Annotated in this window: 13 protein-coding genes and 1 pseudogene; 10 read left to right on the forward strand and 4 right to left on the reverse strand. The window is 65.2% G+C overall.

What is annotated here, in order from left to right; genetic code table 11:
- A partial coding sequence (locus LZ199_RS27435) for a pre-peptidase C-terminal domain-containing protein (protein WP_323389881.1) occupies positions 1–1,028 on the forward strand: 1,028 nt, incomplete at its 5' end.
- Positions 1,029–1,063: 35 nt separating this feature from the next.
- Positions 1,064–6,532 (forward strand): kelch repeat-containing protein, encoded by a 5,469-nt coding sequence (locus LZ199_RS27440; protein WP_323389900.1) that lies wholly within the window; start codon positions 1,064–1,066, stop codon positions 6,530–6,532.
- Between the two features lie 941 nt (positions 6,533–7,473).
- Here the strand turns inward: LZ199_RS27440 and LZ199_RS27445 are convergent.
- Positions 7,474–8,668 (reverse strand): annotated as a pseudogene (locus tag LZ199_RS27445) (IS3 family transposase); the annotation flags it as partial.
- A 317-nt stretch (positions 8,669–8,985) separates the two neighbouring features.
- Positions 8,986–9,498 (reverse strand): hypothetical protein, encoded by a 513-nt coding sequence (locus tag LZ199_RS27450; protein WP_253996724.1) that lies wholly within the window; start codon positions 9,496–9,498, stop codon positions 8,986–8,988.
- 306 nt (positions 9,499–9,804) lie between these two features.
- Here LZ199_RS27450 and LZ199_RS27455 point away from each other — a divergent pair, with 306 nt between their 5' ends.
- The 4 genes from LZ199_RS27455 (at position 9,805) to LZ199_RS27470 (ending at position 14,336) form a co-directional block, all read left to right on the forward strand.
- Positions 9,805–11,154: a M23 family metallopeptidase gene (locus LZ199_RS27455; RefSeq protein WP_253996725.1), complete on the forward strand. Its 1,350-nt coding sequence runs from the start codon at positions 9,805–9,807 to the stop codon at positions 11,152–11,154.
- Positions 11,155–11,494: 340 nt separating this feature from the next.
- Positions 11,495–12,190, forward strand: a complete 696-nt coding sequence (locus tag LZ199_RS27460) for a hypothetical protein (RefSeq protein WP_253996726.1) — start codon at positions 11,495–11,497, stop codon at positions 12,188–12,190.
- Positions 12,191–12,334: 144 nt separating this feature from the next.
- Positions 12,335–13,291: a serine protease gene (locus tag LZ199_RS27465; protein WP_253996727.1), complete on the forward strand. Its 957-nt coding sequence runs from the start codon at positions 12,335–12,337 to the stop codon at positions 13,289–13,291.
- A gap of 274 nt (positions 13,292–13,565) precedes the next feature.
- On the forward strand, positions 13,566–14,336 hold the full coding sequence (locus tag LZ199_RS27470; RefSeq protein ID WP_253996728.1) for a hypothetical protein: 771 nt from the start codon (positions 13,566–13,568) through the stop codon (positions 14,334–14,336).
- A gap of 185 nt (positions 14,337–14,521) precedes the next feature.
- On the opposite strand, the gene LZ199_RS27475 is transcribed toward LZ199_RS27470, so the two are convergent.
- Entirely contained in the window at positions 14,522–16,990 is a 2,469-nt protein-coding gene (locus LZ199_RS27475; RefSeq protein WP_253996729.1) for a hypothetical protein, read from the reverse strand.
- A 577-nt stretch (positions 16,991–17,567) separates the two neighbouring features.
- On the opposite strand from LZ199_RS27475, the gene LZ199_RS27480 reads away from it, so the two are divergent.
- From LZ199_RS27480 to LZ199_RS27495, 4 genes are all read left to right on the forward strand, one after another.
- On the forward strand, positions 17,568–18,314 hold the full coding sequence (locus tag LZ199_RS27480; protein WP_253996730.1) for a hypothetical protein: 747 nt from the start codon (positions 17,568–17,570) through the stop codon (positions 18,312–18,314).
- A 507-nt stretch (positions 18,315–18,821) separates the two neighbouring features.
- Positions 18,822–19,811 (forward strand): CBM96 family carbohydrate-binding protein, encoded by a 990-nt coding sequence (locus LZ199_RS27485; RefSeq protein ID WP_253996731.1) that lies wholly within the window; start codon positions 18,822–18,824, stop codon positions 19,809–19,811.
- 18 nt (positions 19,812–19,829) lie between these two features.
- Positions 19,830–20,492, forward strand: a complete 663-nt coding sequence (locus LZ199_RS27490; protein WP_253996732.1) for a hypothetical protein — start codon at positions 19,830–19,832, stop codon at positions 20,490–20,492.
- Positions 20,493–20,821: 329 nt separating this feature from the next.
- A complete protein-coding gene (locus LZ199_RS27495) occupies positions 20,822–22,297 on the forward strand; it encodes a hypothetical protein (protein ID WP_253996733.1) in 1,476 nt (491 codons plus the stop codon).
- A gap of 67 nt (positions 22,298–22,364) precedes the next feature.
- Here the strand turns inward: LZ199_RS27495 and LZ199_RS27500 are convergent, their stop codons facing one another.
- Positions 22,365–23,294: a LysR family transcriptional regulator gene (locus LZ199_RS27500; RefSeq protein ID WP_253996734.1), complete on the reverse strand. Its 930-nt coding sequence runs from the start codon at positions 23,292–23,294 to the stop codon at positions 22,365–22,367.
- Between the last annotated feature and the right edge of the window lie 14 nt (positions 23,295–23,308).

Consider the following 23,308-nt stretch of genomic DNA (forward strand, 5'->3'; position numbering starts at 1 on the left):
CGTTGCCTGAAACAGGCACCTACTCCATCTTCATCGACCCACCTGGTATTACGACTGCCTCACTGGGGCTACTGCTGTCTCGCACGGTGGAGGGCACCCTCATGGTGGCCGGCCCTGCCGTCACCTTCAGCACCAGCCGAGTGGGCCAGGATGGTCGCTACACCTTCACCGCCCAGGCTGGCGCCCCACTGACGCTGGTCACGTCGGGGAGCACTTTCGCCAGCTTTGTAGCCGTGAGGCTCTATGGGCCCGATGGAGGTTTGTATTTCAACTCGAACACTTACCCCAATGAATCCGTCACCTTCGATTTCACTCCAGCCACGACTGGCACCTACAGCATCGATGTTGACCCAGCCGGAGCTAGCATTGGTCAATTCGGCATACGCCTGGCAGCGGAGGCGACAGGCAGCATTGTCGTCGACAGTGCGGAAACAACTGTCAGCATGCAGGCCGGCCAGAACGGGCGCTATACCTTCTCCGGCACCGCGGGCGATAGGCTGGGCCTTGGCGTAACCAGTCTCACCGCCACGCCCAGCGGCCAGAATATCAGTATCACCATCTTCAAGCCTGATGGCGTCCGGCTCGTCAACTGCTCTGCCCTCACCGCCGCAGGCAGCTGCAATCTGCCCGCGTTGCCTGAAACAGGCACCTACTCCATCTTCATCGACCCACCTGGTATTACGACTGCCTCACTGGGGCTACTGCTGTCTCGCACGGTGGAGGGCACCCTCATGGTGGCCGGCCCTGCCGTCACCTTTAGCACCAGCCGAGTGGGCCAGGATGGTCGCTACACCTTCACCGCCCAGGCTGGCACCCCACTGACGCTGCTCATGTCAGGGGCGACATTCGCCAGCTTTGTCGCAGTGAAGCTCCATCTGCCGAATGGCAGTCAGTATTCACACTTGAACGTTTATCCCAGTCAGACGAACACTCTCAACTTCGCGCCGGCCACCACTGGCATCTACAGCATCGAAGTTGACCCGAACGATTCCAGCATTGGCCAAGTCAGCTTGCAGGTGACACCATGACCTCCATCTTCTCTATTGCCCCAACGAGTCGAAATGTGCCGCGTAGAAGTGGTTGCTCATTCGCCACATGGCTTCTCATTCTACTTGCCGCTTCGGGTTGCAATGCGGAGTCGCCGTTCGCCGAAGTCCCACCCGAACTCGTGCAGTCCCTCTCTAGGAACACCCCTGAAACCGCTGCGGGGCAGAGCGCAACACGCATGTCCGATGGGCGCTGGTTGCTTCTCGGGGGGAGTACTTCTGGCGCGCCCTCGGCCGCCGCAGCCATTCAGAATGGCGAAGCCGCACCCGAGCTTCTCGCTCATCATCTCGCCCACGCACGGAGTGGCCATACCGCAACGGTGGTGCCTGGAGGCCGAGTACTCGTGGTCGGCGGCCGGGGTGGCTCAGGACGTCTCATTGAGAAAGCCGAGTGGTTTGATCCCGAGCTGGATGATTTCGCGGTGGCCTCCGCGGCGCGCCCTGCCCCTCGTGCTCGCCACACCGCCACGCTGCTGATGAACGAACGAGTCCTCCTCACCGGTGGAGAGACGGAGAGTGGAAGCGCCAGTGACAAGGCCGAACTTCTGGATGTCCGCACGCTGCAGGTAACGCGGCTCTCCGCACGCATGCAGGTGCCCCGCATGGGACACACCGCGGTCCTGCTGCCAGACGGCCGGGTGTTGCTTGCCGGTGGGGATGCACCGGGTGCAGCTCATACTGCTGAATTGTTTGAGCCGCAGAGCAACCAATTCATCCGGCTCGACGTCGCCGAGCGCGATCGCCTCCTCCAGATGGGGAAAGAACTGAAGGTGGCTGACTCCATGCCTCGTGATACCGCGCGAGAGGTGCCCCTGACTCAACTGCTGCGCGTGCAGTTGAGCCATCCGGTGCTATCAGGCGATGGGGAAGCCATCGCGCTCGTGGGTCCAGTGGGAGCGGTGGAGGCGAACGTCACCTACGCAGAGGACGGCCGCCTTGTCTTCGTACGCCCTTCCCAAGCGCTCCTGCCGGCCACGGCATACACCCTCTATGTGCAGGGCTTGAGGGAGGCAGGAGGCCAGGTACTTCCCCTCACTACCATCAGCTTCAACACGGCCTCCACTACAGTGGGACAGGGAAGCCGCGACACAAGGCTCCCGCGCCCCCAGTTCGGACGTCCCGCGGCGCGGGCCGAGCCTGTAACTTCACTACGTCGTATCGAAGAGAGGCGGGATGATGGCCGCTATGCTTGGCGCGCCCCTGCGCGTCCATTCTTTGATGATGGGGAGACGTGGCTGCCCAGCCAGGAGAACTTCACCGGAAGTTGGCGTTCTCCCGAGCCTCAGGTGAGGGCCGTTGCGCCCCTTGAAGCGCCCGCTGGCGTTACAGCGCTGTCCGGCCGAGTGCTGCGCCTCACTGGAAAGCCACTGGCGGGCGTGCGAGTGGTGGTGCGTGGAAGGGCCTCGGAGACGGACCACGAAGGACGCTTTCTTGTGACCGGCCTGAGCCCTGGCGGCCAGACTCTGGAAGTCAACGGCCAGACCGCCAACCACGGCTCCACTCGCTATGGCCTCTTCTTCATGCATGTGGAAGTGAAGGAGGGCCGGACGAACGAGCTTGGCCACACGGTATGGATGCCAAGACTCGACCCGCAGGGAACCGTGGCCATTCCAAGCCCGACGACGGAGGAGGTGGCGGTAACGACGCCCGCCATTCCTGGCCTGGAACTGCGGCTGCCTCCAGGGACCGTGGTTCGGGACAGAGCTGGTAACATCCTCACCGAAATCAACATTACCCCTCTCCCCATCAATCAGCCGCCCTTTCCTCTGCCAAACCTGGAGATGCCGCTGTATTTCACACTCCAGCCAGGTGACGCTCGATTTGAGGGATTGTCGCCCGGATTCAGCGGGGCAAAGCTGTATTATGCCAACTATCGCGGAGAACTGCCTGGGGCGAAGGCGAACTTCTGGAACTATGATGCCAATGGAAGTGGTTGGTATGCCTATGGACTGGGCAGCGTCAGCGCGGACGGTCGCCAGGTAATTCCCGAGGAAGGCGTGGCGTTGTATGGCTTTGTTGGCGCAGGCTTCAGCAATCCAGACTCACCGCCGCCTCCCGTTGGCGCGGGGTGTAATGCTGAATGCTGTGGTGGCGGTGGTGGTGGCGGTGGTGGTGGTGGCGGTGGTGGTGGCGGTGGTGGCGGTGGTGGCGGTGGCTGCGGTGGTGGCTCTGCGGGAGAGCCGGGAAGCCTCACGGGCGGTGACCCGGTCATGCTTGCATCCGGTCAGCTTGTCACCACGGATGTGGACTTGGTCGTCAACGACATCATCCCCATTCGACTGGAGCGGACTTATCGTTCACTTGACGTTACCCGCCGGCAGTTTGGGGTCGGGATGACGTCCAACTATGAGAGGTATCTCTGGCGTCCGGGTCTTGACTTCACATTGTACCATCTAGTGAATCCTGATGGCACTCGCGTTTTGTATACCCGGACGTCCCCAGGTACAGGCTTTGGCGACGCAGTTTTTGAGACGCAGCAACCGGGGCCATGGGCTGGTTCGCGCATCTCCTACAATGAGAGACTGGTGGGCTGGGATTTGACGTTCCGCGACGGAGCGCGGTGGACGTTCAATCATGCGCACCGGTTGGCGGAGATTGTGGACCGTTACGGCAATACACTCCTTGTCACTCATCGAGATGGAGCTTCTGGTCCCATCATTCGCCTGGATGGTCCCAGTGGCCGATGGGTGAAGTTCACAATTGACAGCACGGGACTCAATCTCCCGATTCAGGCTAGGGACAGTGGTGGACGCACTGTTAGCTATAGCTATGATGCAGCGGGACGCCTGATGCAGGTCACGGACGCTGCAGGTGGCACGCGTAAATATTCCTACAATGCCTCAAACTACGTGGAGACGATTGTTGACGAAGAAGATCGCCTCGTCGTCCGAAACGAGTATGGCCCGAAGGGACGCGTTTCCCGGCAGGTGCTCGCGGACGGCAGTTCATTTGAGTTCACCTACGCATTGAATACGGTTGTCTCCTGTTTCCCGAGTGGTTTCTGCAATGTTATGGATGGCGAGCAGGTGGGTCGGGCAGAAGTGAAGGACCGGACGGGCAACATTCGGCGCGTGGACTTCTTGGCTGGCTACATCAGCTCGGACACATACCCCTTGGGGAAACCAGAGGAACGGGTAACTACATTTGGGCTCGCCGCGTCGACTGGTCGGCTCGATAGCGTAACCGATGCCTTGGGTCGTCGGATTGAGTACGTCTACGACACGCGCGGAAAGATCATCAGGGTGACAGGTCTGGCTGGAACAGCAAGTGCCGCTTCGTCAGACTACACGTACACGGAGCGGGGGCAAGTTGCCAGCATGCAGGATTCGCTCGGGCATAGAGGTGTTTTTCAGTACGATGAAACTGGAAGCCTTACAAGGTTCGAGGATGCCAGTGGCCGAGTGATTGATTATGTTTACGATGCGCAGGGGCGGGTGGTCCTGAAAACCATGGGGCTTCAAGAGTCACAGGCATCCAGCTATGAAGGGGCCGACCTCGTCGAGACAACGGATGCAAGCGGCCGGAGCGTGCGGTTCGTCCGTGACGGCCTCGGCCGATTGGTCACTCGTTATGGTCCTGGGGGGCAGACTGATCGCTATGAGTATGATTCGAGGGATCGCCTCCTTAAGCATACCAACCCGCTTGGGCACTCGACCTCCTTTCAGTATGACAAGACAGGTCGTGTCACACTCATCCGAGGCCCTAGGGGAGAAGAGACAGGCTACGCTTATAACGACATGGGCTTGCTCTCTGAGCGGGTGGACCCGCTGAACCGCAGGGAGGTTTTCAAATACGATGCAGCCGGGCGTTTGAAGTCCTTCCAGGACCGAAAGGGGCAGGTGAGTGGCAGGACTTTCGACGCCGCAGGGCAGGTCGTCATGCTGGGGTTCGGCGGGACATCGACCAATCCCGACGTATATGCGAACAGCATTACCTATGAATATGACCTTGCTGGGCGAGTGACGAGGGCCGAAGACAGTCTTGGAACTTCCGTTTCCCGTGTGTACCAAGACCTCAGTCGGTCCCATGTGGAAACTTCGCCCGAAGGAAGTATTTCGTATGCGTATGACGTCGCTGGAAGATTGACGGGGCTTGCTGTAACAGGGCAGGTGCCAGTTGCATATGCCTATGATGTGTCCGACAGGCTGACGAGTATCTCCCAAGGCAGTCGCGTGGTGGGTTTCGCATATGATGCGGCAGGCCGGCGTGCGACCACTACGCTTCCGGAGGGGCTGTCGCAAAGCTATTTCTATGGTTCGACTGGCGACGTCGAGCGCATTGAATACATGAACGCCGGAGTGATGATAGGAAACCTGACCTATGGATATGATGTAAATGGCAGTCGTACGGTTGTCGGAGGAACTTTCGCGCGCACGGGGCTCCCCGCCGCAATGTCTGGAGCCACCTATGATGCGGCGAGCCAGTTGCTCACCTGGCAGGGGCGTGCGGTGACCCATGATTCGAACGGAAACATCACGTCGGATGGCCTCAAAACCTACAGTTGGGACTCCCGCAATCAGCTCTTCGAAATGAGTGCCAGTTCCGGAATCCTTGCCGAGTTCGACTATGAGCCTACAGGAAGACGCCTTCAGAAATCTGTCGCGGGCGTTACCACAACCTATCTTCATAATGGGCTTAATTTCATTCAGGAACGGACCGGCGGGGTGACGAGCAGTCTTCTTGCGGGTATCGGTATGGATGAGGTGTACAGCCGCACGACGCCAGCGGGCTCACGACAATTCGTTACCGACGCTCTCGGATCGACCGTCGCCCTCTTCGATGACACGGGAAATTCTGTGGCTGACTATACCTATGAGCCTTTCGGTGCGGCCGAGTACACGGGTAATTCCGCTGGAAATACCCAGACGTTCACTGGTCGCGAGGATGATGGGACCGGACTATATTATTTCCGTGCGCGCTACTATGAGCCGAGTCTCGGCAGGTTCCTGCAACCGGAGCCAATTGCGGCTTCGCCTGAGAGTCACCTGCGCTATGCCATGCTGGGGCAGTCGCTCCCGATGTATGCATATGCTGCGAACAACCCTATTTCTTTGACAGATCCAACGGGACTTGATGTGTATATGTGCAAAAAACCCCTGGATGCGTTGCGCCCACTTGGTGGAGGGAGCGCTCCGAGCTCACGAAGGAGTTTCGACCAGATTTTTTTTATCAGCCTGTGGATGTCGAGCCCGTTCAACGATCTCTACCATCCGTATTATTGTGTGACGAGTCCTAGAGGAGATCTCGAGTGTTTTGGGAAAGTCCCCGATGGTGGTGGAGCGTTCGCTCCAGGTGTTCGAGCGAGCGATACGTTTAGTCCTCAACGATGCGACGCCGTTCCCGATACGAACGCGTGTTATGAGTCGTGTATGTATGAATTTGGGAGCGACGACTCGAACATCGGGAGTTATTCGTTGGGGATGAGGGATTGTCAGGAGTATGTTGGCTTCGCGAATAAGATGTGCCGAATGAAATGCAGCATGTGAGGCCGGCGTCATGACGCGTGTCCTGGGTTTGTGGCTGACGCTATTTGGGGTGGCTTGTGCCGAGAGACAACCGGGCCTTCGATGGGTGGTCCCCGAGCGATTCAATGGGTGCGCCTGGGTAGAGTTCCAGGTCGCCGGGGCCCCGCCATTGCCCTTGGAAGAGGGCAAGTACACCATTGTCGTGCCGGAACAGGGCGGAGCGCTCAAGACCTCGACTCGGCCGGAGTGGGGAGAGGGATTGCAGTCCGTGTTTCAGCGAGGCTCTGGGCCTGCACGCGGAAGCATAAGTACATCTTGCTACGTGGGGAGTACGACCTCTTACGTGGCGCGAGGGACGGTGGAGATAACTAGGTGTTTTGGAGAGGTGTCGGAAGTCGACTGCAAAAAGGCGCGAGGTGAGCTCTCAAGATAATGCTGGGTTGAATCTTGCGATGTTGAGTTGGCAAGACCTTCAGTTTGTGGTTGCCGACCAGGGTGCGTGCCTGACGAGCTTCAGGTTGCGGAGTTGAGGAGTTGAGGACAGACCGGAGTGAGCGAAGTAGGCGCGCAGGGTGTCGGGGCGGTGCTGAGTCCGCCGGAACTCCCTGCGCGCCTGTTGACGCAATTCCCTGATGCTGCTGGACAGGGCGTTGAACAGCGCCTCCTTCACTCTCACATTGCACTGCTTCTTGCGGTGAGCGTCAAGATTGATGTCGCGTGAGAGGGTTCAGTCGATGCGCTTCATTCTCCTGCACGGCCGGGGTGAGGTTCGGAAATGGGCCGAGACGGACGGGGCCTGCGGGCGTTCAGTTGCGCGTGACGCGGCTCCATCGTTCGGGGTGACGGGCTCGGGCGCGTTGATACACCCGGTGGCTTCGAGCCAGCATTGCGGCCTCGCGACCGAAGTGCCTGTCGTCGGGCGTGTACCGCACCGGATTGTTGAGACACCAGGTTGGTCGTAATCAGGCCGCTTGCTTCGACTGCAGCAGCGCTCGCCGGGCCTGATTCGGCGAGAGGAAGTTGTGGCGCTCCAGCAGCCAGTGCTCGTTGTACTGGTGGGCCCACTCCAGCAGGCCCCTCCGGAGTTCATCCACGGTGGAGAAGGTGCGCACCCAGAGCAGTTGCTCCTTGAGGGTGCGGATGAAGCGCTCGGCGCAGCCGTTACCCTCGGGGCTGCGGACGAAAGACGGACTGGACTCGGCTCCCAGGAAGCGCAGCTCGTTCTGGAAGGCGTTGGAGGTGTACTGGCTGCCGTTGTCGTGGCGGATGGACAGCCCCGTTGCCACGCCCTGGCCGTACGCACCGAAGCGAGACTTGACGCCCTGGCGGATGGGCTCGAGGGCCTCGAAACGGGTGCCCACCTTGGCCGCGTGGATGCCAACGCACTCGGCGGTGCCGTGGTCGATGGCGATGAAGACGGTGGACTGGCCCTCCCGCGTTGTGACGGTGCAGGTGGCGTCGGTGCCCCACATGAGGTCGGGCTTGTCGGTAATGATTGTGCCGTCGTGGTGGCGCGGCCCCAGCACCCGGCGGGCACGGCTCGGCGCCAGCAGCCCGCTTGGCGCATCAGCCGCAAGCAGCGGGCCTTCGAGGTGCGCACGCCCTGCGCGCGCAGCCGAGCCCATACCTTGCGGTGCCCTTCGCCCAGGAAAGGCGAGCCGGTCAGCACGCCACGGATGGCCTCCAGCAGCGCCTCGTCCGTCAGCGCCGTCTTGGGGCCGCGCCGGGCCGCCGGAGGGAGCGAGGTCAGCCGACGGGCGCGATGCCGGTACACCGTGGCGCGAGGCACGCGCCAGGTAGTCGTCACGAGCGCCGGTCCGTACGGCTTGCCGCTGGAAGGCGAGAGTTGGGCGCTCATCCTCTCGACTTCCTCCAGGGAAAACCGGGGGCGTTGCCCTCCAGCAGCCGCGCCTTCTCGGCGAGCACCTCGTTCTTCATCATCAACTCGCCCACCATGGCCTTGAGCCGCAGCACCTCGTCGTCCGCTGGCTCCGGCTCACGGCTCTTGAGGTTGGCCTCGGCTCCGGCCAAGAACTTCTCGCGCCACTTGCTCAGCACCGCAGCGGTGACTCCCAGCTCCCGGGACAGCGCGTCGAGTTCTTCGCCCTTGAGCAGTCGGAGTACGGCCTCCTTCTTCCGCTTCGCCGAGAACCGACCGCGCTCCGCCGTCCTGTGTCCTGCTTCTGCTGCTTCTTCACATCCACCTCACAAGGGGGAGGTTATTCCCCCAGAGAGGTGTCTCAAGAAATCCTGGGGCGGAGGAGGCGTGATGAAGCGGATGCCAGATTGGCGGCGCTCGGTGTTGTACCAAGCCATGAAGCGCGTCACCCAGTCGTGCGCAACCTCGGCGGACGCGAAAGGCCGCCGGGCGTGCAGTGACTCTTCGTGGAGGACGTGGACCGCCTGCTCCGGCTGGCGGTGATGGTGAACTCCGCGGCGCTCTGGTCCGTCCGCTCCACTTCCAATGCCGCCGTTCAGAGCCCCGGGTTGAAGTCTCCCTTGGGAAACGCCTGCTTCGCGAGTTCCTGCATCACCGGGAAGCCGTCCAGGAAACCCGCCTCGGCGCCGGGGATGGGTTTGCCGCTCGCGTCATGGAATGCGATCTCCCGACAAGTGAAGCAGACCACCGCGTCCGCCCACGTCGTGCCAATCCAGAAGCGGAAGGCGATGTCCGGGTTGAATCCACACTTTTTCGGAGGATAGGACGCGGGGTCCTTGGCGGAGACCCAGATGTCCGCCAGGGCCCGGCGTTGCCTCGAGCTCAGCTCGGGACCTTCCTGGGAGAGGAGGAAGTAGCCGCTGCGAGGGAGGGTGTCACCGCCCGCGGGCCTCATGTCCCACGCCTGGTCCATGTCCGCGAGGAAGATTTGCACCCGGTCCGGGCGGCGGAAGAAGTCCTCCGGAGTGGGAGGGGTGGAGCGCCCCGCGGCGGTACACGCGGTGGCGGCCAGGGAAGACACGAAGAGAGCGAGGATGGCGTTGCGCATCCGCCCAGCCTAACCCTGACCGCGTCAGCGGCGCACGACCTCTTGCCTGACTTTCCTATGGGGGCCAGCAAGCTTGATGCAGCTTCGTTGCGATACCCGAGGCGCCGCGCGTGTCATCCTTCGTGATTGACCTGCTCCCAGTCAATGTTCGAGGAGAGGTGAATACCCTGTGCCAGCCCCTGCGAGATTGACTGCAAACACAAGTGCCCTGATGACGACCCATCTGGTGTCTCAACCAGCCAGTGAGGTACAGAGTACCCCGCGCGCGGTCTTCACCACCTCTCCCCATCACCCCTGGAGGTTCTGATGTCCCCCGAGTCTCGCCCCCATCGCCGATTCTCCCGACGCTCCATGCTGCATGCCGGCGGCGTCGCGGCTGGCTTCGCCGCCTTCGGTGGGGCTGGATCGCTGGCCAGCATCGCCCTCGCCGGCGAGGTCATCATCAATCCGTTCGCTGGGTACCCGACCTCGGATGGATGGTGGGACCATATCAACCGTGGCTCCTTGGGCGGCATCGACTATGTGATGGGGGTTGGCACGCCGCTCCGGGCCTGCGCCTCGGGGCAACTCCTTATCGACTGGAACAATGGCACGGGTGGATACACCGCGACCATCGTGATGGCCAACGGCATGAGGAGCCAGTACCTCCACCTGTCAGGCTTCAACGGCGGCGAGCGCCGGGTCCAGCAAGGCGAAATCGTCGGGTACTCCGGCGGTGCCGCCGGTGCGCCCGGCTCCGGGTCGTCGACGGGTCCTCACCTGCACTGGCACCTGGTGACCTCCGGCGGCACCCGGGTGAACCCGCTCGACTACATCGGCGCCAGCAGCGGCGGCGAGCTGCCACTGGAGGACCGGCGCCTCGGTCATCTCGGCACCGCGGGTGGCTGGGTCCACATGCTCAGCAACCTTGTCCTGCCGGGCAACACGACCTACGGAGCGTTCTCTCCGGGCGCCGGGCAGTCGCCGCGCGCCATGGCCAATGTCGATGGCGTGATGAAGCTGGTCTACGCCGACAGCAGCGGCTGGACCACGATGAGCAGCGGCCTGGCGATGGCCCCGGGGGCTCCGCTCGCCGTGTTGCGGACCCCGGCCAATGCATCTGCCCAGATCTTCAGCCTCGAGGGCGGACGGCTCTGGCACACCTTCGACGGCGGTGGTTGGAAGAAGCTTCCGTCGTCCGTGACGGTGTCGGGCAACTGCACCTTCTCGATGACGGCCCAAGGGACTGCGCTTCATGGCCTGTTCAACGACAACGGTCGGCTGTTCCATGTCTGGGCCGACAGTTCCGGCTGGCACAAGGGGGACACCGGGGTGAACCTGCAGCCCGGCGCCGACCTGGTCGCTGTCATCCAGCCGGACGGCAGCCTGCAGGGCCTTTCGCTGGAGTACGGCCGGGTTCACCACATCTTCGGGGCGAGCGGGAAGTGGAACCGGATACCGACCCCGGCGGCCCTGCCGACCGGGACACCGATTGCCGGCCGCGCCGGCCACGGCTGGCCGCAACTGGTCGCCAACAACCAGGGGAGTATCACCCACGTCTGGGGCACCTCGTCGGGCTGGATGTGCGTGCCGACCGGAAGGACGGTGAACCCGGGACGGCGAATCAGTCTGGTCGACGATGTCGCCTCGGCCCCGTTGGTCGGCCTGACTCTCTGAGGCGCTCAACCCGAGAGGACGCCATCGCCTTCAACAGTTCCAAAGGGGTTGCGGTTACCCGGTCCAGCGAGCTGAAACGGGTCGAGCTGAAAGCGGGCAACGATGTTGTCTCCTCTGCTCCTGCTTGGGGTGCAGGTGCGCGAGCGGGTCGGCGCGAGTGTCGAGCTCGGCGCAGGTGGGCGAGAAGCCCCTGTCGACGTGCTCATAGGGTCGACCTGGGTATCCCGGACGAGGAACGCGGCGCGGCGATGCAGTTGGCGCGTGCTACCGTCCGTGGATGGCAAACCACCTCGCCTGCATCGGAATCCACGCCAACGACCAGGCGACCTTCGGGCGCGTCATGGATTCCCTGCTGAAGGACACCACGAGCGCGGGCACGGCGGGTGACCACGAGCTGAAGGTGTGGTCCGACGCTTCGGGCGCGAGCTACAGCTTCGTCTTCAACCCCGCGAGCAAGGTGGAGTGCGCCCTCCCGAGCTTCCGGGCGGAGTCGCGCCTGCGGGTCCGCGCCATCGGCTTCGCCTCCCACAAGAGCTGCCGCTTCTGCGACCCGCTGGAGGCCGAGGTGGTGGACGCCGAAGGCCACGTCTTCTACCCCTTCGCCACGCAGCTCGATGACATCGCGCTGGTGCGCGAGCGCATCCAGACTGGCACGGAGCTGGAACTGGCGCCGTGTGCCTTCGCCGAGTCGCTGCAGGCCTGGCCGGACGAGGCGGCCTATCAGGCCTCGCGCAAACCGGGGAAGGCGCTGCGGGTCTCGAAGGTCTTCGTACCCAACCCCGCCGCGCTCCTGTCCAAGGGCGGCCCTCCTCCGCCCGTCGCGCCCCGGGTCCACTTCACCGGGCACGTGGAGGCCGCGGACGTGCGCACCAATGGCGTCACCGGCCACACGTTCCAGCACGCCCTCGTGAAGACCTACGGAGGCACCTACGATGTCCTCGCGGCTGCGGACGAAAAGACTCCTCTGCTGCGGCCCGGCACCATCGTGAGGGGAAACTTCTGGCTGGTGGCGCGCGTGACGGCCGGGCTGGGCTGACCTCGACCGATGGGGCCGTCGTGGAGAACATGACGTATCGGCCTCGACTCATGTCGGGACGCGTGCGTGCCCTTCCTTCGGGGAAGCGCGCGTCCCGGGTTCAGGCATTACAGTCCTCCGCGTCACCAGGAACAGGAGGCTGCAATGCGTTTCATGCGCCACGTGGTGGTCGCGGTGGGGCTGTTGGGGTGCGGGGGTTCAGCACTGGACCTGGACCCGCCCGACGGGGTGGGGCAGGGGACGCAGGGAATCGTGGGAGGCATCGAGGCCTGGCCCTACTCCTGGCCGTGGCTCGTCAGCCTGCAATCCATCGGGTACCACTTCTGCGGTGGCAGTCTGTTGCGTGTGGGGAGCCAGCCCCGGACGGACATCGTCCTCACCGCCGCGCATTGTGTCGCGGATGATCGCATCCCCGAGTTCCGGGTCGTCGCGGGGGTGCACGACGTCCGAGGACCGGGGGCGAGGCAGGCCACCTCCCGGGTAGCGAAGATTGTCTATCATCCGGGTTACGACCCGGAGACTTCAGAGAACGACATCGCCGTCCTCAAGCTCGAGACGGCCGTCGAGTTCGGAAGCGGGACCTCGACGTCATGTGGACGAACCTCCATTCCGCACCGCTCCTCGCGGTCATCACGTCCTCCCGTCAGGGGTTGGCCGGTGGCCCAGCCTGTCTGTCTGCCTTCACCCGGGCAGCAGGTCCCCGTCGGTGAGCTTGCGTCCATCGCGGGCTGGGGGCTGACGAAAGAGGATGACTACGACACGTCCAGCATCCTGATGCAGGTGAGGGTTCCCCTCGTCAGTGATGAGGCGCTGGTCGTCGCCTATGCCCAGGAGCGGATTCCCATTGCTCCCGCGCTGATGTTCGGCGCCGGGTATCCGGAAGGGGGCAAGGACTCGTGTCAGGGAGACAGTGGGGGGCCCCTGGTCCTCGCCGAGCCGGACGGGGCCTATGTGCTCCACGGCCTCACGAGCTTCGGCCTGGGCTGCGGACGACCGGGACTGCCCGGGGTCTACACACGTGTCTCCCACTACCTCCCGTGGATCCACGCACGGATTCACGAGCTCAGCGGCGTCCGGTCAGAGACCCACCTGCCAGAGTAGCGTGTAGGAAGTCATCAGGCCCGAGCCAGAACACGTCACCCCGGTTGATTCGCGAAGCCCGCGGGGCCGTGGGTGTCTCTGATTTCGTCGTCACGGTCATATTCGTGGCGCGCCTTCTCACTCTTGGTGAAGGTCTGGCCTTGCACGCGGAGGTGTCCTTCAAAAAGCAGGCAGCATGACCAGACATGAGGGCTGCCTTCGTAGAGCACCTGTCCACCCGCTCGGGCGCGACACAGGCAAGCAGAACCTCCCCCTCATGACAGGAGAAGAATCCGTGCGTGTCACATCCTCCCTCGCATGCATCACCCGCTGGCTCATCCTGGGGTTGAGTCTCTTCGGCGCGAAGGCCTTCGCGGGCTACGTCTCCGCTCCGGATGGCTACATCCTGCTCGGCATCGAAACGTCGAACCGCTACTACGTGGCGGGCGGGGCGCGCTTCTTCATCCCTCCCGCGCAGCACAGCCTCTATTCGGGCCGCTCGACGGTGGCCCTGCCCCAGGCCACCATCGACTCGTATACCCAGGTGCCCATGGACGGCACGCTCTTCCGTCAGATTGGGACCAGCCCCATCTACGTCGTCGTCGGACAGCGGCCCTGGTGGATTCCCAATCCCACGGAGCTGGATGCCTGGGATGACTGGAAGGTCGTCCACGACATCCCGAACAGCAACTGGTCCGACCCCTTCATCGACTACACCTACGCCATGAGTCTCCTGGTCCAGGAGCGCACGACGAGTCAAATCTATCTGTGGGTTGCCGGTGCCAAGTACCTTCTCACCGACCCCGCGGACATCGCCTACTTCGGTGGCTACAGCAGCGTGAAGACGGTTCCGCTGGGCACGATGGCGAGCATCTCGAGCGAGCCGTGGTGCGGCGCTGTCCTGCGTGAGCGCTCCAGCTCCACCGTGTATGGGCTGGGGTTCATCAGCAGCCTCTCCGGCATGCGCAAGCACGTCACGACCCATCCGACGCACGGGGTGGTTCCGGATGGGGCGCTCTCGGCGTTCCCCACCATGTCCGTCAGCTCCCTGTCCTGCATCTGGTAGCACGTGCTCACGGGAGGGCCTGTCGCACGGGCCCTCCCGCGGTCTGCTTGCACGTACGGGGAGCCAGTGAACCGCATGCCAGCCCAGCCCTGCGCCAACTCCCCCAGGAGGACAGTATCCCCCTGGGAGAGTTCGAAGCATCGCGGAAGCATCCACCCTCCGCGACTGACTTCACCGGCCCGCCGCTACAGCCCGTACTTCGACAGGTTCGGCGAATTCAGATGGCTGATCTTCGAGAGCGCGGTGGCGCTTGGAGCAGGCCAGCGCCACCCGCTGAACACGGCGGTCAGATTCGTGTTCGCCGCGAGGCTGGTCGCGACGATGAAGTTGTCCACCGTCTGCTGCGTGGTGCTGGCGTTGGGCTGGTTGTCCGCGTACTTCCACACCAGCTTGATGAATTGCCGGTCCGGGTGGGCGCTGGCAATCCGCATCACGAAGGACGCGAACAGGTCAGCGCCCCCGTAGACGCTCGGGATGCCCTTGTCCTGGGCCAGGGTGTTGTTCCAGGTCAGGCTGGTGTTCGACAGGTACGTGTCCACCAGATCGTAGACATCCTGCTTGAGGGCGGGGAAGGACAGGCTCCCGAAGTTGGCACCGTCCACGCCCGCGGCCTCCATGGAGTAGAAGCGCATGGCGACCGCGTACCCGGTGACGACGCTGCCACCGTTGCCCTTCTCCTTGCCGTCAGGGCCGATGATCTTGTCCTTGTAGGCGAGCTCAGGGTCGAAGAGCCAGAAGTTGCGGCCCAGCTCATAGAAGACGGCCTGGTCGAAGGTGGGCCGGGGATACGTCGTCGGGTCGGCGAGTGAGTCGCGGACGCCCTTGTAGAGGGCCTCGTACGTCGCGTTGGACAGCTCGATGCCGGTGCTGCCCAGGCGCCCGCAGGCCGCGCCGCAGTTGGGCTCGATGACGGTGAAGGTGAGGCGGCTCTGGTAGTGATTGGCGGTAGGGGGCGTGCGGCCCGTCGCGTCCACGTACCAGTCGTAGGCTGCATCCAGGACCTGGACAATCTTCGCCATCACCGCGGGGTTGTTGTCCGAGGCGGCCGAGGAGTTGTAGTGCCCGTTGGCCCGCGGGGTCTGGATGGCGACCTTGCGGCCGGGCCACGGGTAGAAGGTCCCGCTGGCGCGCGTCGCCCCAGCTACGTCGGGCAGGTGCATGGAGACGTAGTGGAGCGTCTCGGACTGGGTGGCGGGCAGGCCCAGGTTGTACGAGGGCGAGCCCAGGTGGGTCGAGGCGGGGGAGGTGCGAGGCTTGCGGCAGCGCCACAGGGTCGACGCGTTGGTGCCCTGGGGAGCGCCAGCCACCTTCGCCTCGTAGCCGCTGCCTGCATAAGTCGAGCAGTAGCCGCCCAGGTCGGGCCCGTTCACCACCGTGGTGGTGGTGCTCTGGACCCAGCACGCCCAGGTGTACGCGTCATTCGCGTTCGCCACCCGCGCCTGGGAGTTGGCGTCGCGCATCGTGCAGGCGGTCTGCATCACCAGCGCCGACTCGTTGAGGGAGGCGCGGCACATCCACTTGCTCGCCGCTCCCGGACCCGTCTGCGGGCCATCGAGGAAGGGCGTCGCGGTCGAATGCCTGTCGAGGCAGGCGGCCTCGAGGTTCGGGCTGCCGACGCGCGTCCCCACGGCGACGGCGGGGTTGTAGCAGCCCCAGGTGTACGCGTCGTTGATGTTACTGGCGCGAGCAAAGGAGCTGGCGCCGTTCCGAATCTGGCAGGCGGTGTTCATGATGAGGGGCTGGTCGGAGTAGCCCGACTTGCGGCAGACCCAGTTGTACGAGGCATAGGAGCCAACCTGGGGGCCGTTCAGGGTGGGGTAGTAGCCCGAGCCCACCCGCTGCGTGCAATAGCCATTCAGGTCGGGATCCACCACCCTCGTCTCGGGCACGGAGGTCGTCCGGAAGCAGCCCCACGTGTAGGCGTCATTGGCGTTGGTGGCGCGCCCCTCGACACCCGAGCCGAAGTTCTTGGTGCACGCGACGTTCATGTCCAGTGTGTAGGTCTGGGGCTTGCGGCAGACCCAGTTGTACGCCGCATTCGTCGCGACCACCGGGCCCTTGAGATAGGGCTCGAAGCCACTGCCCTTCGTCGCGCAGTAGCCCCACAGGTCCGGCCCTCCTACGTTGTTGTCGCCCGGCCTGCGAAAACACTCCCACGAGAACGCATCGTCGGAGCCGCGGGCCCGCGCCTCCGCTCCGGCGCCGTTGCTCATGGTGCACGCGGTGGCCATGTTCACAGCGCCGCCATCGTCGAACGACGGGTCCGAGGCGACGGTGTAGACGGTGTGCGCCTGGCCGTTCCGGTCCTGCAGCGGGAGCTGGAAGCTGAAGCCCCGGTTGCCGGAGATGCCCGCCGCCTGCGCGGCGGCACTGAACTCGTTGGCCTGCACGGTGCCCAAGAGCGGCCCGGAGGGGCCGTCCAGGTAGAAGCGCACCTCGGCCGAGCCCGACGGGACGTTGGGGGCATAGGCCCAACCCCTCACGTACCCATCCGATGAAATGCTCTGCACAGCCCCCATGGGCGCCGCCGCCAGCGCGGCCCCTGGCAGGAGCGCCAGTCCCGCGCACAGCGTCCCCAAACCCAACCGCACACGTATCCCAGCAGGAACGCCCCGCAATGCGGGCGCCCGCCTCGTCTCGACTTGCTTCGTCATGTTGGAACTTCCCCCTCTGATGAGCACCCGGAACAGCTCTGCCGGGTGTTGTTTCATCTGACACTGTGGGATGTGCTGAGTCTAGAATTTCACAGGGAGTGTGAAAGCTTGAAGACCTGGTCGGTTGGGGTGTTCGTGACTTGGGGCGCAACGCGCGAGGTTGGGCTGGACCGCTGGGTTCAGCCCAACCTGGTGGGAGGCGCTGGCCCGGGCCCATGGGACAGGCCTCCTTGGCCATGCGACGTTCAGCCAGAATGGCCCGGAGCCGAGAAGGGCTGTCATGACCCCGCGCGAAGGGCACGGACGCAGGGCCGCTTTCGTGTTCAGAGATTGTCCACGCCCGGCGATTCCCACCACCGACACGCGGTGCCGGGTCCTCAAACCTGGGGCGGCGAGGCGGGTCGTGCAACGCTTGTCCAGGGACGCGCGCCCCAGGACGACCCCTCGTTGAGGGAGTCCGACACACGGTGCGGCTGGCCAGCCACACGGCGGGTCTCCGACTGTCTCGGGGCGCTGTCGTTACGCTGGCTTGCTCGAGGCAAGTGGGCTGGCCCGCGTGCTGCAATCGGGTGCGGCCATGAATGCCTTTCGCTCCACCTTCCGCTCGTGTGCTCTCGCCGTGGCGTTGTGGGCGCTGCCCTCGTTCGCGGACGAGCAGACGACCTTCCCCCCTCGCGCGGCCATTCCCGATGCGTTCCTGCGCGACGTCACGGATGTGGTCTGCGTCGAGTTCACCCAGGACACCACGAACGAGGTGCCGGTCTACACGCGCGGCCGTGATGGCTTCTCCTTCAGCGGTGTCATCCGGAAGGAGGAGACGCGCCCTTTGAGCCTCACGCGGGAGGGAAGCTTCTTCGAGGGGTACTGCTACCCGGCGGTCGAGCGCGTCGAGCTCGCGGGCTCACCGACGCAACCCGGGGAGGTCTATGCCCGCGTCACCATCGACCTCCGGAACGGGAAGCAGGTCTGGCTTCGAAGAGGCTCGCTGGACAGCCCCACGGCGGCGTTCGTCACCGTCGAGAGCCTGGGAACGCTCGCGGCCTTCAAGGACAGGGGCGTCGAGTTCCAGGCCCTCCGCCACGGCGACCAGAAGCAGGTGTTGCGCCAGGCCCCTGATGACTCAGCGGCCGTGGTGGACCGCATGCTCTTCGAGACGGTGGTTTTGGGGCGCCGGGTGGGCGACTACGCGGAGGTCCTGGACTACGTGCCCGAGGAGGCCCGGCCCGGGGTGGGCGCCTCGCGTCGGCAAGGCTGGGTGCGCGTGGTGGACTCGAAGGGCTTGCTGCTCATCTGGCCCCTCTTCGTCGACTTCGAGGGGTGCTGAGCATGAGGCAGTCTTCGGAATCCGTGCGCGGTCGGAGTGTATGTGGACATTCCGCTGCCCTCCCGGGCCACTGTTCCGGCATGACAGGGAAACAGAGGCGCCATTCCCAACCGCGCGGACACGATGACTCCTTCACGCTTCCTGGGACCCGGGGATGTCTTTGATTGGTACTGCGGGTGCAATCACCTGGCGACGGACATCGGGTCCAGGAGGCGCAAGTGATTGCGACACAGTGCGGGAAGAGATGGGGTTGGTTGCCCATCATGGGGATGGTGGTGGGATGTGGCGGCGCGGTGGTGGAGACCGCCGGGGAGGCGCAGTTTCAGGCCACGGAGGTGACGGCGGCCGCGGAGGCCTTGCCTCCCGGCTGTGAGGACCTGGGGGCCGAGTACACCCCGTCGTGGAGGCCCCTGGACGACACGTACGTCGCGCGGGACGCGCCTGACACGCCGCACGACACGTCCGAGGTGCTCCTCTCCGACGGCCCCCCCCCGGCAGGAGGCGTACTTGCGCTTCCGGGTCGATGTCGCATCGACCGTCAACATCCTCCAGGCGACGCTGAGGCTCTACGCCCAGGATGGCTCCAGCAACGGCCCCGCCGTCCATGCCACCAGCCCGGACTGGTCCGCCTATGCGCTGACGTGGAACAACCGCCCCGCTCCGCTCGGCGCCCCGCTCGCGAACGTGGGCGCCGTCGCCTCCGGCACCTTCGTGGAGTACGACGTCACGGCCCACGTGACAGGCAATGGCCTGTATTCCTTTGCCCTCCTCCCCGAGGCGGGGGACGGCACGGACTTCGTCTCGACCCGGCATCCCCGGTATGACCGGGGCCCCGTGCTTCGGCTGCGGGTGCGTGAGGGCCAGCCCCGGTGCCAACACCGGGGCACCGGTGGTGCCGTCACCCAGGTCCTCCGCCCGGATACGCTGCCCCGGGCCCTGGCCACGGACGCCAATGGCGGCTTCGTCACCGTGGAGACGTACTCCACGGACACCGCCATGGGGATGCGGCTGACCCGCTACGGGGCGAATGGCTCCCAGGCGTGGCTTCGGGACTTCCCCACGGTCCAGGGCTGGGCGACGTTCGGCGGCATCGAGCTGACGCCCCTGGGCAACGTCCTCCTGCACGGCAGCTTCATGGGCCCGCTGGACTTCGGCACCGGCCCCCTTCCTGGCACGGGGACCGGCATGAATGGCTTCTTCATCGCGAAGTTCAGTCCCTCCGGGCAGTTCGTCTGGGGCAAGGCCTTCCGCGCGTTCATCGATGAGCAGGGAACGCCCCAGCAGGGACATCCCGCGGCCAGCGGCATCGCCACCGACGCGAACGGCAGCATCATCATCACCGGCGGTTTCCGGGGCCGCATGGACCTGGGCGGAGGGATTCTGGACGCGGGGCCCTTCAGCCGGGAACCCACCGCCCGCCGGGGGATGTTCCTCGCGAAGTTCGCCTGGGATGGGACGCACATGTGGTCCCGTGCCTATGCTGCGGGCGCCGACTGAGACACGCTCGGTCTGTCCGTGGCGACCGACAGCCAGGGCGCCATTCTGGTGGGTGGTACCACGAGCGGCACCAACGAACTGGGCTCGGTGCCCTGGAACACGCCCTTCATCGCGCGCTTCCAGTCCACCGGTGAGCAGGGTTGGGTGCGTCGCCTCGAAGGGGCTCGGGGCAACATCACAGGGGTGGCGGTGCTGCCGGGAGATGCCGTGGCCTTCAGCGGCGATGTCCGCGGCACCTTCACCTTCGCGGGCACATCACTGACGAACGCCACGGAGAACTCCGACATGGTGCTGGGGGTGCTCGAGTCCTCCGCGGCGGACCGCTGGGGGCGCCTGTACGGCGGCATCTTCCGCGAATACGTCTCCGGCCTCTTCGTGGACGCCCAGGGCAACCTGGTGACGGGCGGTGTGTTCGATTACGAGACGGACCTGGGGGGCGGCACCTTGAATCCCTATCAGGCCAGCGAGGAGAGCCCCTTCGTGGTCAGTCATGGCCCCGACGGCACCCACCGCTGGTCCCGCGCCGTGGGAGAGGGTTTGAACCTGACGCTGCTGGGCGTGACGTCCTCGGGTCAGACGCTCTTCGGCGGTTACCTCGAGGATGGCGAGGTCATCCGCGTCGACCAGACGGAGTACTCCGCCGAGGGCGGCAAGGGCCTCATCCTGAAGCTGTCGCCCTGAGGTCGGGCTTCCGTCCACAGGCCCTTCCGTGAGCCCGTGGCGCCGTGTCGGGAGGATGGGGGCCCGACACGCGCCACGCGCTTTCATGAACCCACGTACCGGGTTCAAGAATGAGAAGTGCGGCCCCCCTCCTGCTGGCAAGGGCGCGGAACATGGTGGACCGGCCTGTGGCGCTCTTCGGGGGAGCTATGCATTCAGTGTCACACATACGAACAGCGGCTCGCGGAACACCGCCAACCGGAACGTGACGCTGTCCTATGGACAGGTCATCGAGGCGGGCACGTGCGGCGTGGGTCGGCATCGGGGCGGCGGTCCGCTACGCTGGCGAGGTGAGCAACATCCTGAACGACCTCCTGGCGCGCGCGACGGAGTCCTTCGAGCGACATGAAGAGGAGGAGGCACTCCAGCGGCTGTTGGAGGGCTGGTCTGAAGCCCGCGCGGAGCCCCTCATCGCGCTCGCGCAGCAGCTCTCGGACCGCCTCGCGGTCGGCCTCACTCCGCTCGACGTCAGCTCCTCCTGGTGGCAGACGCGCGAGCCGAGGCATCTCATGGACCTGCCAAGGGAGCTGATGGCGCTCCTGGCGCATGCGAGGCAGGGGAATCGGCAAGAGACCGCGTGGCGAATCCCGAAGTTTCGAGAGCGGGCGGCGGACCCCCGGCTCGTGCCTCCGCTGCTCGCCATCGCGCTCATGCCGGTGGCCGAGGACTCCGAGGTCCTGGACGCGCTGTGCGGGTTGCTCATGCACGTGGGGCCGCCCTACGACGTGAACGTCCTTCATGCGCTGCGAGGCAGACTCCCCGCCGGGCTGTCCTTCTGGGCGGAGAAGCTCGACATCGTCATCCGCATGGGGGCCGCATGGGTTCCTCCCATCCTCGACGAGGAGACGCAGGCCCGGTGTGAGGTGTTGCGGGAGGCCATCGATGCACGGACGGCCACGGAGCGTCGGGTCTCCTCCACGCGGGAAGCGCTGCTCGCCCGCATCCATGCCGTGCCGGAGGATGACTCCTCGCGGAGGGTGCTGGCCGACCAGTTGCTAGAGCTGGGCGACCCGCTGGGTGAATTCATCGTGCTCCAGTACGCCGAGGTGCCCGACGAGGACCGCATCCTCCAACTGCTGGTGGCGAACCGGGAGAAGTGGGAGGCGCCGCTGGGGTCCGTCATCGAGCGGGGGTGCGCACGCTTCGCACGAGGCTTTCCCGTGGCGGTCCGAATGAAGGAGTCCATCTTCGCGCAGGGCGAGCCCGTGCCAGGGCCGGCCTGGGGCACGGTGGAGGAACTCGACTGGAACGACGTTGCCGAATGGGCTGGACCCGCCGTGCATTGGAGTCGGTGGCTTACGCATCCGCACCTGCGTGGCGTGGTGCGGATGAGGAACGTGTCGGAGGCGCTGGCGCGTGAGCTGGGCGCCCATGCGCTGCCCGTGCGGCGCCTGGAGGTGAAGGGCGCGCGCGAGCCCAGGCTGTTCCAGGCACTGGCCGCGCTGCCGCACCTGACCTGGCTGGAGCTCTCCAGGGCCGAGCCGAGCGCGGTGGCCCTCTGCGCCGCTTCTTCCCTGGCGCCCAGGCTGCATCGCTTCGATGCCTCCCTGGCGGGAGCCTGGAAGCTTTCGGTGGACCTTGGCGCGGAGGTGCCCGTGCAGGCAACGCTGGTGAGTGAGCGCCACGTCGACTCGCTCGTGACAGTCCTTCGCGCGGCAGCCAGGTTCAGTGACCGGGGCCTTCGCCTGAGCTGCCAGCGAAAGCTCGATGCCGGAGCCATGGAGCGGTTGAAGGCCGCCGCCTCCCTCTACGCGCGAGTCGACTGAGCGGGCGCGCGGGGGGGACTCCGGGAGGGGCGGCTGAGTGGGCTCAAGGAACGAACTGCCCACGCTGCTACACGGCGCGGGGACGCCCCTTCCGCTCGGCGAGCGTCGCTCGAAGGCGAGGCGCCGCCAGCTCCACGAATGCGCGGACCTTCGCCGTGCGCGCGCTCGTCGCGGGATAGACGAGGTGCACCGGCACCGGGGGCGGCGCGAGTTCGGCGAGGAGCACCACGAGCGCGCCGGAGCGGACGGACTCGGTGACCTGATACGAGAGGACGCACGTCACGCCGACGCCGTTCGTCGCGGCACCTATCGCGGCCTCCGCGAGGTTGACGCTCAGCACCGGCGTCACCCGCACCTGCTTCCCACGCTCCCCCTCCCGACGCGCGCCGAACGTCCACGTGTCGTTCGGGGTGATGCCGGTGCAGACGATGCAGCGGTGCTCCGCGAGCGCCGCGGCCGAGGTCGGTCGCCCGTGCCGCGCGAGATACGCGGGGCTCGCGACGACGACGCGGCGCACGCTCCCCACGGTGGTCGCCATGAGCGCGGAGTCAGCGAGCTGGCCGATGCGTACCGCGACGTCGATGCCCTCTTCGACCACGCTGACGACACGGTCGAGCAGGAGCATCCGCGCGCGCACCTGCGGGTTCGCGGCGAGGTATTCATCCACGAGCGGGCGCACATGGAGCGAGCCGAACAAGCTGGGCGCCGTCACGGTGAGCAGCCCCTGCGGCTCGGCCGCCGCCGCGCCCGCGGATTTCTCCGCGTCGTCGAGGTCGGCCAGCACGCGGCGCGCCACGGTGAGGTAGCGCTCGCCCGCCTCTGTCAGCCGGAGCGAGCGCGTCGTGCGGCGCAGGAGCGTCGTCCCGAGGCGCTGTTCCACCGAGGCGATGGCGCGGGTGACAGAGGCTGGAGAGCGGGAGAGTGCTCGCGCGGCGGCGGACAGGCTGCCTCGGTCGACGGCGACGATGAAGGCGCGGAGCGAATCAAGGCGGTCCATGATTCTTCCAGAAT

It is taken from the genome of Myxococcus qinghaiensis (assembly GCF_024198215.1).
GTDB lineage: Bacteria > Myxococcota > Myxococcia > Myxococcales > Myxococcaceae > Myxococcus > Myxococcus qinghaiensis.

Excerpts from the sequence above, each read along its gene's own strand:
- LZ199_RS27450 (WP_253996724.1), bottom strand. The coding sequence starts at position 9,498 with ATGCGCAACGCCATCCTCGCTCTCTTCGTGTCTTCCCTGGCCGCCACC.
- LZ199_RS27455 (WP_253996725.1), top strand. The coding sequence starts at position 9,805 with ATGTCCCCCGAGTCTCGCCCCCATCGCCGATTCTCCCGACGCTCCATG.
- LZ199_RS27460 (WP_253996726.1), top strand. The coding sequence starts at position 11,495 with ATGGATTCCCTGCTGAAGGACACCACGAGCGCGGGCACGGCGGGTGAC.
- LZ199_RS27465 (WP_253996727.1), top strand. The coding sequence starts at position 12,335 with ATGCGTTTCATGCGCCACGTGGTGGTCGCGGTGGGGCTGTTGGGGTGC.
- LZ199_RS27475 (WP_253996729.1), bottom strand. The coding sequence starts at position 16,990 with ATGACGAAGCAAGTCGAGACGAGGCGGGCGCCCGCATTGCGGGGCGTT.
- LZ199_RS27480 (WP_253996730.1), top strand. The coding sequence starts at position 17,568 with ATGAATGCCTTTCGCTCCACCTTCCGCTCGTGTGCTCTCGCCGTGGCG.
- LZ199_RS27500 (WP_253996734.1), bottom strand. The coding sequence starts at position 23,294 with ATGGACCGCCTTGATTCGCTCCGCGCCTTCATCGTCGCCGTCGACCGA.